The organism is Limnovirga soli, from assembly GCF_013106755.1.
GTDB classification, from domain to species: domain Bacteria; phylum Bacteroidota; class Bacteroidia; order Chitinophagales; family Chitinophagaceae; genus Limnovirga; species Limnovirga soli.
In genome coordinates this window covers 29,386-43,099 of record NZ_WHPF01000021.1, presented here as the reverse complement: position 1 = coordinate 43,099, position 13,714 = coordinate 29,386, and the positions used below count along the sequence as shown (strand labels likewise).

General features: G+C 38.6%; 8 protein-coding genes. 4 read left to right on the top strand and 4 right to left on the bottom strand.

The features are described from left to right. Positions 1-27: 27 nt before the first annotated feature. Entirely contained in the window at positions 28-1,374 is a 1,347-nt protein-coding gene (locus GD597_RS20910) for an MFS transporter (RefSeq protein WP_171609867.1), read from the bottom strand. A 148-nt stretch (positions 1,375-1,522) separates the two neighbouring features. Between GD597_RS20910 and GD597_RS20905 the strand changes: the two genes are divergently transcribed. Together GD597_RS20905 and GD597_RS20900 are read left to right on the top strand one after the other, a co-directional pair. Then, positions 1,523-2,503 (top strand): sensor histidine kinase, encoded by a 981-nt coding sequence (locus tag GD597_RS20905; protein ID WP_171609866.1) that lies wholly within the window; start codon positions 1,523-1,525, stop codon positions 2,501-2,503. Further along, entirely contained in the window at positions 2,500-3,207 is a 708-nt protein-coding gene (locus GD597_RS20900) for a response regulator transcription factor (protein WP_171609865.1), read from the top strand. Before GD597_RS20905 ends, GD597_RS20900 begins: the two co-directional genes overlap by 4 nt. A 185-nt stretch (positions 3,208-3,392) precedes the next feature. Here the strand turns inward: GD597_RS20900 and GD597_RS20895 are convergent, their stop codons facing one another. The 3 genes from GD597_RS20895 to GD597_RS20885 form a co-directional block, all read right to left on the bottom strand. After that, the gene (locus GD597_RS20895) at positions 3,393-3,821 is read right to left on the bottom strand and encodes a response regulator (protein WP_171609864.1); all 429 of its coding nucleotides are present in this window, start codon (positions 3,819-3,821) and stop codon (positions 3,393-3,395) included. A 3-nt stretch (positions 3,822-3,824) separates the two neighbouring features. After that, the gene (locus tag GD597_RS20890) at positions 3,825-5,681 is read right to left on the bottom strand and encodes a PAS domain S-box protein (RefSeq protein WP_171609863.1); all 1,857 of its coding nucleotides are present in this window, start codon (positions 5,679-5,681) and stop codon (positions 3,825-3,827) included. A gap of 423 nt (positions 5,682-6,104) precedes the next feature. Next, complete coding sequence (locus tag GD597_RS20885; protein ID WP_171609862.1) at positions 6,105-9,167, bottom strand: PAS domain S-box protein; 3,063 nt, start codon at positions 9,165-9,167, stop codon at positions 6,105-6,107. Positions 9,168-9,826: 659 nt separating this feature from the next. Here GD597_RS20885 and GD597_RS20880 point away from each other — a divergent pair. Together GD597_RS20880 and GD597_RS20875 are read left to right on the top strand one after the other, a co-directional pair. After that, a complete protein-coding gene (locus GD597_RS20880) occupies positions 9,827-13,039 on the top strand; it encodes a WD40/YVTN/BNR-like repeat-containing protein (RefSeq protein ID WP_171609861.1) in 3,213 nt (1,070 codons plus the stop codon). A gap of 298 nt (positions 13,040-13,337) precedes the next feature. Continuing rightward, entirely contained in the window at positions 13,338-13,703 is a 366-nt protein-coding gene (locus GD597_RS20875; protein WP_171609860.1) for a DNA-binding protein, read from the top strand. Positions 13,704-13,714 lie beyond the last annotated feature (11 nt).

Below are 13,714 nucleotides of genomic sequence, written 5' to 3'. Positions count from 1 at the left end.
CTGCAGGCTACCAAATATTGCCTTTTATTAATGTCCGCCGCCCATTGGTATAACAGCATCGTCGGCCACTTTTTTGCTTTTAATTAGCAGGGTTAGCAACGAGGCAATTAACAAAAAACTGGCGCTGAAATAAATGGCATTAATAGGTTCCTGGTTAAGAAAATTATTAAAAATAGCGCCAAATGTTAACGAGTAAATAAGCATGGGTATCACAATCATCATGTTAATTATACCCATATACACCCCATACCTGCTTTTTGGAATATCGTTTACAATTAACAAATAGGGTACTCCCATCATACTTGCCCAGGCAATACCAAAGCCAATTAAAGGTAAAAAAACCAGGTATTTATTGTCAATATGCGGGAACGTAAACAATGCCGCTGCCGCCATTAATAAGCAAACGCTATGTACCATTTTGGCCCCTTTTTTTCGGGCAAACCAAACGAGTACAAAGGCAGAGAGAAAGGTAATAATATTGGTCCAGCCGCTGATTAGTCCGCCCCAGCCAACAGCTTCCTGATAGGTTTTATTGGCAGCGGAACTATCGGTGGTATGAAATATAGTTTGGGCAATGGTAAGGTCCTTATAATCCCAGTAACACTTAAGCGCAAACCATTGAAACAGGTACACACAAAACAGCCGCCACATATTGGCGGGCATATCTTTAATAGCTTCAAAAATTTCTATAAAAGGGGTGGCAATGCTAATTTTTTTGCTTCTAAGTTCGGCAAGCTCTTCGGGGGTTGGTGGAATTTCAGGTGTTGTTTTATTACTCCACATTACACTGGTAATACTGCAAAAGGCGCCAAAGAAAAAGGAAGCATACACCCAATAGGGGATACCATTGCTATTTTCGGTAGTAAGAAAAGGAATTAACTGAAAAAGGAATAGCGATAAAGTGCCCAGTGTTTGTCCAAAACCGGTAAAAAAACTTTGTGCCAGAAAGCCGGTGGGTTGTTGTTCGGTGTTTAATTTATCGGCCACAAAGGCGCGGTAAGGCTCCATGGCCGTGTTATTGGCAGCATCTAAAATCCACAACAAACCAACCGCCATCCATAAAGCACTGCTAAATGGAAACAGGAATAAACAAATACTGCAAAATATGGCGCCAATAAGAAAATAGGGCTTACGGCGGCCCCAGCGCGGATGCCAGGTTTTATCGCTCATAGCGCCAATAATAGGTTGTATAAGTAAACCGGTTACGGGGCCGGCAATTTGCAACATGGGTAAATCGCCATTTTGGGCACCCAAGAATTTATAGATTGGGTTTACTGCATTTTGCTGCAGGGCAAAACTGTATTGAATACCAAAAAAGCCAACATTCATGTTGATGATTTGCCAAAATGTAAGCGAAGGTTTTGTAAATTTCATATGCCAAAAATGGTTAATGCTGTAAATTGAACAACCGTTATCTATTAAATATACTATAGTGTTACAATATATAAGAATCATTTAAGAATGAAATCAGTTATACATTTGTACCGTTTGTTTCAAACGTTTGCGGTGAACAACTTTTAGCATGATAGCAGGAATAAGAAAACAAAAACTTACATTAATAACCTGGGTATACCTTTTTTTGCTGGCATATATAGTGGCAGCACTGGTTTGGTGGTTTATTTCGCTGGAAACACAGAACCATAAAATGTTTGATTTGAAACTGGCCGAAATAAAAAAGGATGACCCCGCCTACGAACAAAAACTAGCCATTATTGCCGATGAAAGGCAAAGAAAAACTGCACAATATATTGGAGAAGGTTCTATTTTTTTGATACTTATTTTGGTAGGTGCTGTATTTGTATACAGGGCTACCCGTAAGCAAATAAAGCTATCGCAACAGCAGCAGAATTTTATGATGGCTGTAACCCATGAATTAAAAACCCCAATTGCAATAACCCAATTAAACCTGGAAACATTACAAAAAAGAAAGTTGGATGAAGCCCAGCAACAAAAGCTGTTAACAGTTGCCATACAGGAAACCAACCGCTTAAATATTCTTACCAATAATATATTAATTGCCTCCCAGCTGGAGGCGGGAAAATATAGCCTTAATAACCAGCAGGTAGATATTAGCCAATTGGTTACACAAATAGCTAATGAGTTTACATCCCGGTTTACAAAAAGATCGTTTAAAGTAGAAGTAACTCCAGGGCTTTTTGTATGGGGCGAAAATATGTTGCTGCAATTGCTGCTAAACAACCTAATTGAAAATGCTATTAAATATTCCCCAACTCCGGCGCCGGTAAGTATATCACTTAATCAGCAAAATAACCAAATTGTTTTAACCATTGCTGATGAGGGCATGGGTATTGCAGATGCAGAAAAGAAAAAAATTTTTGAAAAATTTTACCGCTCGGGCAATGAAGCTACCCGTACTACAAAAGGTACGGGATTGGGTTTATATCTTTGTAAACGCATAGTGCAAGATCACAAAGCACAAATTCTTATAAAAGATAATTTGCCGCAAGGCAGCATTTTTACCGTAATTCTGCAAAGCATATGAGTGCCGAAACAAAAGCAAGTATACTGGTAGTGGAGGATGAAGAAAATCTTCACGAAACCCTTAAATTAAATCTGGAGATTGAAGGTTATGAAGTAACCTCGGCCTTTGATGGCAATGCGGCATTAAAAGCCGTGCAAAACGAATATTTTGACCTGATTATAATGGATATTATGCTGCCGGGCATTGACGGTATTACCGTTACCGAGCATATTCGTGTGCAACAAAATGATGTGCCCATTTTAATTTTAAGTGCCCGAAACACGGGTAGCGACAGGGTTTTGGGATTAAAAAAAGGGGCTGATGATTACCTTACCAAACCCTTTAACCTGGAAGAATTGTTGTTGAGGGTAGAGAAGTTAATTGAGAAAAACAAGAAAATTCAGGTGAAGGAAACGGTGGGTGATACCTATTCTTTTGCCGGTAATACCATCGATTTTAAGGCACAGCAAGCTACCACGCATACAGGTGCATTGGTAGATTTAAGTAAAAAAGAAACCCAATTATTAAAACTGTTGATAGAAAATAAAAACGATGTGGTTACCCGCGAAAAAATACTGCAAATGGTATGGGGCTACAACGTGTACCCTACCACCCGCACTATTGATAATTTTATTTTAAGCTTTAGAAAATATTTCGAGCCAGATAGCCGCAACCCCAAACATATACACTCTGTAAGGGGTATGGGGTATAAGTTTACTGATTAATACATTTTTTTGAACCCGGCATTAGTAATACTATTTAGCAGCCGTTGCGTCGCACACTTGTGCGGTGGAATGTATTGCAGCAGTAAGCGCAGCAATGCAAAACGAATTGCCCCTTATAGTACAGAACCCTGAAGAGTGCGACGCAAGCGGCGATGCCACCTGCTATTGGCCCGGTACATAACTATTTAACTGGCAGAGAAAAATGATCTTAAATCTGGGATTTCTTTTAAATTGTTAAGTCCTGAAATGCTTAATGGTTTTGAAATAAAACAAATTACATTGGGGTTGTTATCAGCTTTTATTTTGTCTTGCGGGTTAACGCTGGAGGAAAGAATGATGATTTTTACTTCCTGCTGAAACAAAGAGAATTTGTCTGAAAAACTGTCCAGAAATTCCCATCCGTCCATCACAGGCATATTTAAATCCAGAAAAATTAAGCCGGGTAATTTTTGTTGAGGGGCAGGTAATGCATTTTGTATTTCGAAATATTCAAGGGCCAGTTCGCCGTTTTCTACTGTTATAATTTCATCGCAAAAGTTGGCCTTTTCTAAAATAATCTGGCATAATCGCAGTGTAATTGTGTCGTCATCTATGCACATTACCTTGTGTATCATAATCTAACTATTTTTAAACGAGATGGTAAATGTTGTGCCGGCATGCTCGGTACTCTCAGCTTCTATGGAACCTCCCAAGGCTGTTATTTGCGAATGTATGAGATAAAGACCAATTCCTTTATCGCTATTATTATGAAAACGCTGGTAAAGGCCAAATAATTTGTCTTTTACTTTCTCCATATCGAAACCGGAACCATTATCGTGGAAGATTAATTGTGTGGTTTTATTATTAAAGGTTGAGTAAATATGTATTTCTGGTACTCTGCCCGGGTGGGCATATTTGATGGCATTGGATATGAGGTTATTAAAAACGCTTTCCATATATGCCAGTTTAAATAATGCCTGCGGCGCCTGAGAAAAATCGGTTGTTATAATGGCGCCAGATTTTGTGATGACGCTTTCCAGCGTATTTTTTACGGTACTAAAAGTATCTGCAAAAGAGATATTTTTTACCTGTTGGGTAGTGTTTTCTTTTACAATAAGTATTTTAATCAGGTCATTTAATGTTTCGTTGAGCTGGATGGTGGATATTTTAAAACCCTTTAGTAGTTCCAGGGTGGTTTCGTCTTTTATTTTATTCATATCCAGCAATTCTGCTATGGCCATCAGGTTGGTTAATGGGGCACGCAGGTTGTGGGAGGTAATAAAGGAAAACTGTTTAAGGTCCCGGTTGTTTTGAACCAGTTCTCCAATTAAAGCGGTTCGTTCCTGTTCCTGCAGTTTTCTTTGAGAAACATCTTTAAAGTTAAGTACAACTGCATTAATAGTAGGTTCTGCCAGTTGATTATTAAAAGTAACTTCCAGCCATATATAATCCTTTTTTGAGTTATGTACCCTGAATTCCATTGTTTTAACGGTTTCGGGCTGGTGGATAATTTCGTTGAACAGGGTAACTACGTTATCAATATCATCTGGATGAACCGTTTCGTAGTTAAAATTGGTGATTTGCTGGTATTGGGTAAGTCCTAATATTCTTCTGCCCGTAGGGCTGATATCTGTAACAGTGCCATCGGTTTTTATTACACATAAGCCATCGCTGCTGTTTTCAATTAGTGCCCTGAATCTTTTTTCACTTTGTTCCAAATCGCGACGTGCTTTATTACGGGCGGTAACATCGTTAATAACCGCGAGGCGGCATTGACGGCCTTCAAAAATAAAATCGTGGGTGGTAATTTCTACCTCCATTAAAGTGCCATCCGATTTTAGGTGTTTCCATTCGCCGGTAAAGAGAATGCCTGAGGAGAACTCGGTTTTTTGGATAAATTCCCTGATACGTTCCTTTTCTGATTCGGGTCTGATATCAAGTATGCTTAATTTAAGGAATGTTTCTCTTTCGTACTGGTAAAGTTTTAATGCCGATTCGTTTACCATGATAATTTCGAAACTTTGCGGATCGTACAGGAATAATGGAATAGGGTTTTGATCGAAAAGGTATTTATAGTTTTCTTCTGATGTTTCTATTTGGTTAATAATGCTTTTTCTTTCTATGGCGTAGCTGATACTTTTAAATAGGATGGCAGGGTTTACCTCATCTTTTATTAGATAATCCTGCACTTTTAGTTTTAAGCTATCTACTGCAAAGTTTTTATCTGCATAGCCGGTAAGTACAATAACCGGGCTTTCTTTGGCAGCTTCGATGATTTCTTTTATAGAGTGCATGCCATTACTATCTGGTAATGTAAGGTCTAATAGAATAACATCATAATTGTTTATTGAGAGGTTTACAATGGCATCGGCCAGCAGAATTTCGTGAGAAACGTTTATTGTGGTATATACTTCCCTCAGGTATTCTTTTACCAGGAAGAAATCTCCTTCATTGTCTTCTACAACAAGTGCTTTTAGTGTTTTATTTTCTGTCATAGGTTGGTGTTAGGGTTAGTTGAGTAATGGTGCTTTTGTAATTGTTAGTTCAATTGGCAGGTAATAACAACAAAAAGCAGATGGTAATAAAACCCTGCATGCTTTTGTTAAGGCTATGGTGTTAAAGTAATGCATACCTGTTTGTTTTGCTGCCTTTGAATAAACGATTGCTATTTGGTTGCCTTCATTAGTTATAATTTTTTTGCCTGTTGAATAATGTATCTACAGTACAAGTGAGTGACACAAGAATGCTTAATTTATGGTTATAAGCTGGTAAACAAATACCGGCAGGTTTTTAACAGGGTAATTAAATTTTTTTGAAAATAATACTTAAGCCTGTAATACTTACCTACTTAAATGTTTATCTTTTTAAAATTACTACAATATGGTATTGATTGTATAATTAATTTTTGCCGGTTATAATTATTTAATTGGTAGGCTAAAATAAAAGGATGAACCCTTGCCGGGAGTTGAGGTAACCCATATTTTGCCATTGTACCTTTCTACGATTTTTTTGCAAATGGCCAGCCCAATACCGGTTCCGCTATAATCATCCCGGTTATGTAATCTTTGGAAAACAACGAATATTTTATCGTAAAATTTGGGGTCGAGGCCAATGCCATTGTCTTTAACACAAAACAGCCAATGATTTGGTTGCTGCTCTGCGGTAATGATAATAATGGGTGTATTGCCAGGAGGCTGGTATTTTAGCGCATTCCCCACCAGGTTTTGCAGCAGTTGGGTAAAAGCTGTTTTGCCAGCCATAATGTAGGTAGGTAGGTTTTCGGTGATAAGGGTGGCTTTATTATCATCAAAATCGTTGAAGAGTGTTTGTTTTATTTCTTCTACCACCTCGGATACATTTACTTTTTCTATTTCAAGTGCCCTGGTGCCTACCCTTGAATAGGCCAGAAGGTCTTTAATAAGCACTTTCATTCTTTCTGCCCCGTCCACAGCAAAATGAATGTATTGTTTACTGGTTTCGTCAATTTTGTTACCGTATTTTCTTTCCAGTAAATCAAGAAAGCTGGTTACCATGCGCAGTGGCTCCTGCAGATCATGTGAGGCAATATAGGCAAAAGCCTGTAAATCGGCGTTGGAAGTGGAAAGTTCATCTGCTTTTAGGGAAAGTGCCAGATTTAGTTCTTTTAACTGCTGCTCGGCCAGTTTACGTTCACTAATATCGTTAATGGCGCCAATCATTCTAATGCCCTTTTGCTGACTGTTTCTTACAATGAGCCCTTTATCGTGCACAAAAGCATAAGTGCCATCATATTTTAGGTAACGGTATTCTTTATTCCAAATATTGCCATTTCCGTTAATAGCATCATAAATGCTTTGTACTACTTCTTCCCGGTCATCGGGGTGTATATGTTCTTTCCATGAATAGGGGTAAGCATGGTCCTCGATGGTATGGCCAAATAAAGTGGTAAAGCCCTGGCCCCAGTGTTTGGTATGGCTAACCAGGTCCCAGTCCCAAATGGCATCAGAAGTGGCTTTGGAGGCCAGTTCAAATCTTTCGTTGCTTATTTCCAGAGCATTCTCTGCTTCTTTTCTATGGCTGATATCGTTGGTTATAGCCAGGTATTGATAAGGCTTGCCGTCCTCATTTAAGAAGGGTACAATGGTGGCATCCACCCAATACAGAGATCCGTCTTTGGCTTTATTTCTTATTTCGCCCCGCCATACTTTGCCTGCATTAACAGTTTGCCATAAATTTTCAAAAAAGGCTTTATCGTGGTAGCCAGAGTTGACAATGTTATGATTTTTGCCCACAACTTCTGCAGCGCTGTATTTGGAAATTTTTACAAAATTATCGTTCACCTGTAATATGGTGCCATGCTGGTCTGATATATCTACAATACAGGATTCATCCAATGCAAATTTATAATCAGATATTTCTTTAAAACTTTTTATCAGCTTTTCATCGGCTTCAATTTTATCAGTAACATCCCTAAAATTATCTACTATACCATTTACTGAGGGGTCGTGTAATAGATTGGTAATCGTATCCTCCATCCATCTCCAGGTTCCGTTTTTATGCAATATTCTAGAAGTATAGCCACGTATGGGTATTCCGGGGTTTTCAAGAACTTTTTGCCATACATCTATAACGTAGGGTATGTCTTCGGAGTGTGTAAGCGAAAACATATCCAGGTGATCGGCATCTTCTTCTTTATACCCCAATATTTTATACGCACTTGGGGAAACATATAATGGTTTTGCGTCTTCGGTAAGTATCACAACGGCATCGGCACCATTTTCAACAAGGGCCCGGTACCTTCTTTCGTTTAGTTTAATCATATGCCGGGATTTTTTTATTTCCCGGTTTGCAATTTCCTCAGCAGTAATATCACGGGCATTTACAATAAATTTATTGTTGTTGCCATATTCGTCAGAGATTGGAGTAAATACAATATCATATATACATGCCATTTCACTGGCGTATAAAAATGTATGCTTGGTATGAATGGTTTTGCCCATTTGCAAGTTTGCAAATGCATTGGCAAAAAGCTTTTGTTTTTTTGAAGGTACCAGGGCCAAAAACGATAAGCCTTTATTAAGGTTTATGTTTAAAAACCGGGCTGTTTTTATTTTAGCTGCTTTATTAAAAGTTAGAATTTCTAATTGGGTATTAATAACAAAGAATACTTCCTCTGTATTATCAAGAATAATTTCCATTTCATGATTAATCTGCTGTAATTCTATGGCCTGCTTTTTAATCAGTGAAAGATCCATTACCACATTGCCAATACATTGCTGATTACCTTTATCAGTAAAGGCTACCGTAAAAATTTCGCAGCTAAAAACTTCCCCATTTTTTTTAATTGCTTTTACTTCTCCCTTTGCTTTGCCGGTATTTGCTCTGGTGTTAATAATATCCTGCCATTCCTGCGAGTTTATATCAAACAGCTCATTAATATTTACTTGCGGCAGTTCAATGGCTGAGTAGCCAAATAATTCCAATGTGGCATCATTATTTTCAAGTATTGCTCCGGTTGAAGATTGTATAAAAAAAGCATGCATGGCATTGCCAATAATATCCCGGAATTTTTCGTTGGCTATATGTGTATTAATACTTTCGCCGTTAATTTTTGTTTCAGTTAATATTGTAATATTATAACTATTATGAGCCTGCTTTTCCAACAATTCATCCAATATAAAAACAGGTACTTTATAGCCATTTTTATGATACAATAATTGCTGTTCTTTTTGGGTAGCAGCCGGTAAAAATTTGGTAAAATAACTACCAGTTAGCTCTGCCTTACTATACCCTGAAAGAGTTGAAAAAGCTTCATTAATTGCTACAATAAATCCATCTTTATCAGTTATGCAAATACCGGCATTGGGATTATTAATTATAGCCGCTAAAATGGCATCTTTTGCTGTATTGGAAAATGTAGAAAGTAAATTTTGCAGCGCCATTCGCGCATCTTCCGATGTGCTTTTTGAAAATGCAAAATGGTTAGATTCTCTTGTGTTCATGTATATTTTTTAGTGTACCAAAGAATGGCAACCGTTTTTTGCACTAATAATTTATAGTGTCATTGTAACAGTCTTCAAATTTATAAAATTATCCCTTGCGTTCGTTGTTCAAACAATTGATTCTAGTCAGTATGAATATTTATTTGTAGCCGGGCATTATTTCAATGGGCAGCTGCTCTTGCGTCGCACACTTGTACGGCTACAACTCAATGCAGCTTTACACAAATGCATATTGCCGGAATATTATAAATTACTGGTTTTTAAACTTTTACATTCATTTACTTGACTATTGCATTTTTCCTGTTTAATTATTTAGTTAAAAATTGTAATTGTTATTAAACAATAAAATTTACTTTTATCAAATCGTTTTTGGTAAGTCTTAATTAACCATAATTAATTAAATGCTGACGAAAATCATACACACTAAATTATTTTAAAGCATTGCTGATTTTTTAAAAGGATCCCAGGCATTTGTTGTTGCGTACAATATACAATCCATTATTGCATTGCCGCCATGAAAACAGAACGATAAAGTGATTGCGACGCAAGAGTAGTTGCCATTTGTTCTATAGCTGGTATCCCCTCATTTTGGCAAAGATTTTAAAATCTAATATTTAGTCCGCAGCATTGTTGTTAACTTTCCTCATAAATTTTCGGTTATGAATCGTGTAAATATTTTTTGTTGCGTTATAGCAGCCTGTTTTTTTACATTGGTGGCAGAGGGGCAAACCAAAAAAAAGGGTCAAGCTGCACCAGTAATTCCAGTAAACAATAATACTGAGATATATACAGGTTTGCAGTGGCGTAATATTGGCCCTTTCAGAGGTGGCAGAAGTATTGCTGTTACAGGCATACCTGGCAATAATATGGTGTATTATGCCGGTACAGTAGGTGGCGGTGTTTGGAAAACTACGGATGGGGGTAATAGTTGGGATGTGGTAAGCGATACTGTATTTCATTCTTCCTCAGTGGGCGCTGTGGCGGTTGCCGCCAGTAATGTAAATGTGGTATATTCTGGTATGGGCGAAGTGGAAATGAGGGGTAATATATCTTTTGGCGATGGCGTTTACAAAAGCATTGATGCCGGTAAAACATGGCAGCATATGGGTTTAACCCAGTCTAATGCCATAGGCTCCATTGTAGTGCATCCCCAAAATCCTGATTTGGTTTATGTGGCTGCACAAGGTAAAATATGGGGACCAACTCCCAATAAGGAACGTGGCTTGTTTCGCAGTAAAGATGGTGGTAAAAGCTGGCAACAGGTATTATTTGTGGATGATACAACCGGCTGCGTTGATGTTAAAATGGATGCAATAAACCCGGCTATACTATACGCATCTATGTGGAAGGCATGGCGAACACCCTACTCATTAAGCAGCGGCGGCAAGGGTAGTGGTTTGTATAAGTCTACCGATGGTGGTGATACATGGACTTTAATCTCAGAAAATCCCGGTATGCCAAAAGGGTTAAAAGGAAAAATTATATGTACCGTATCACCGGTAAACCATAATAAGCTTTGGGCTATTGTAGAAAATGAACAGTATGGCGTATACCACTCAGAAGATGGGGGTGCTAGCTGGAGCCGGGTAAGTACATTAAATGATCTTACACAGCGGCCCTGGTATTTTAGCCAGTTATTTGCCGATACCAAAAGCGAGCATACTTTATATGTTTTAAATGTAGAGTTCTGGAAGTCTATTGATGATGGTGCCACCTGGAAAGTAGTAAATAACAGGCATGGCGATAATCACGACATGTGGATTAACCCCACCGATGCCAATAACTGGATAATGGGCGATGATGGTGGTCCGCAAATCACGTTTGATGGGGGTAAAAATTTTACGGCACAACACTTGCCAACAGCACAGTTTTACCATGTAAACCTGGATAATGAATTCCCTTATAATATTTATGGTCCGCAGCAGGATAATAGCAGCATAAAAATTAAAAGCCGCACTGCCAGTGATATTATTGCTGATAAAGACTGGCACCCTGTAGGTGGAGGTGAAGCCGGTTATATTGTTCCCGACCCTACAGATGCCGCCATAACTTATGGTGGGGAATATGATGGCTTAATGTCAACATTTAATGAGAGAACAGATCAATACCGCTGCATTTCTGTATATCCTGAGCAGAACTATGGCATTGGAGCCTCTAAATATAAATACAGGTTTAACTGGACTTATCCAATTGGATTTTCACCTCATAATCCCAAATGTTTATATGCTACCTCCAATATAGTACACCGCAGTTTTGATGGAGGCCAATCCTGGGAGGATATTAGCCCCGATCTTACCCGGCACGATACATCTACTTTACAACCCAGTGGTGGCCCCATTACACTTGATATTACCGGTACCGAAACATATGCAACCATATTTGCATTTGCAGAAAGCCCCGTAACTGCAGGCGTTTTATGGGCGGGTAGTGATGATGGACTGGTACATATAAGCACCGATAATGGTAAAAGCTGGGCGAATGTTACACCTCCTTCATTGCCTGCCTTTGCCTTGATAAGCTATGTAGAACCATCCCATTTTGATGCTGCTGTTTGTTATGTATCTGCAACCCGTTATAAAAGTGGGGATGAAAGGCCTTATATTTTAAAAACAGCAGATTATGGCAAAACATGGGTAATGCTTACCAATGGACTAGATGAGCATGTATACAACCGGTGCGTACGGGAAGATCCCACACACAAGGGTTTATTGTATGCAGGTATGGAAACCGGAATAATGATCTCTTTTGATGATGGCGCCAGCTGGCAAAGCCTGCAGTTGAATTTGCCCAATACACCTGTGCATGATATACAAATTCAAAGCAGGGAAAACGATTTGGTAATAGCCACCCATGGCCGTTCTTTCTGGATATTAGACGATCTTACTACCATTTACCAGTTAAACGATGCTGCAAAAGCAAAAGCATTTCTGTTTAAGCCAAGGGCTACCTATCGCTTTCCCGGTACCGGTGGCTCATTAGGTAATGGTGAAAGTATTCACGATGGTCAAAATCTGTCCAATGGGGTAATTTTCCGTTATTACCTGCAAACAAAACCTGCCGGTGAAATTAAGCTGGCCTTTTATACCAATAGCGGCGATAGTATAATTGCCTATTCCAACATAAAAGATTCCAAAGGCGATAATGCTGAGCCTGCCGCCGCCTTTTACGAAAACAAAAAGCAGCTAGCTGCCAATATGCTTAAAGCGGTGCCGGGAATTAATCAATTTGTTTGGAATATGCGCTACCCCGAAGCCAAAGGCGATACCAGTGCTACATTTGAAGCCAGTTTGCAAGGCCCTGTTATAGTGCCCGGTACCTATAAGGCAAAGTTTTTTGCCGATGGAGTGGTGGTAAACGAGCAGACATTTACCATCCTACGCGATCCACGCAATGCTGCCACCATCGCCGATTTGCAGGAGCAATTTGATTTAAACCTTAATATTTGCAAAAAGCTTAATCAGCTATCGGCGGGTACTGCCCAAATAAAGCAAATTACCCGGCAAATAAATGATTTTCTTGGAAGTATTACAGATTCCGCCAATGCCCAACCATTTAAACAGGAAGGCCAGCAAATAATAGCGGATATAACTGCTATAAAAGATGAGTTATTTAACGAGAAAATTCAGGCCAATGAAGATAATCTGCGTTTTCCGCTAAAGCTCGAAGAAAAACTGGCTACCATGAATTATTTGTTGCAATTAGCCGATTCAAAACCAACAAAGGGAATGTACCAGGTGTACAACGATCTAACCCAAAAAATTGATTTGCAACTACAGCACCTGCAAACCATTATTAATACCAAAATACCTGCTTTTAATAATAAGGCAAAAAGTATACAGCGTAATACAATCCATATTGATGTAGCCCCTTAATTGGTAATGTAATTTTACAAAGCAAACAGCACCTGTAGTTTTATGCAGGTGCTGTTTGCATATATTATTGGCCCATCTCTGGTTTTGCTATTTAACGCCTCTTGCCACGCTCGGTTCAGGGTTCCTCTTTTATGGCGGCAAAAAATGCAGCAAAAACAAAAAAGGCCAATATTTTCACTTTGACATTTTAAATATTTTTTTTATTTTAGTATTCGTCAGCATCAGCAATCCTATTTTGCATAAAGCCCTATGCTTCTAACGAAGTATTTTTTTATGTATAACCTTAAAAACTGATGTTATGATCAAAACAATTCTTCTCCTGGCACCCCTTGCCTTTATTGCATTTTCCGGTATTTCACAAACAGTTATTCAGCCCAAAGATGCTTCGAAATATATTGGGCAAACAGTAACGGTTTGTGGTAAAATTTATGGCGGCAAATACCTTGATGCCACAAAGAATAAACCCACTTTTATTAACATGGGTGCGGCCTACCCCAATCAACAACTAACCCTGGTTATTTGGGGCGACGATAGAAAAAATTTCACCTATGCCCCGGAAGAAAAATTTAAAAATAAAACCGTTTGCGTAACAGGCAAGATAGAAACCTTTAAAAACAAACCACAAATTGTGGTAGATAAAGAGGCGCAAATAAAAGAGCAGTAACTACGCTAATT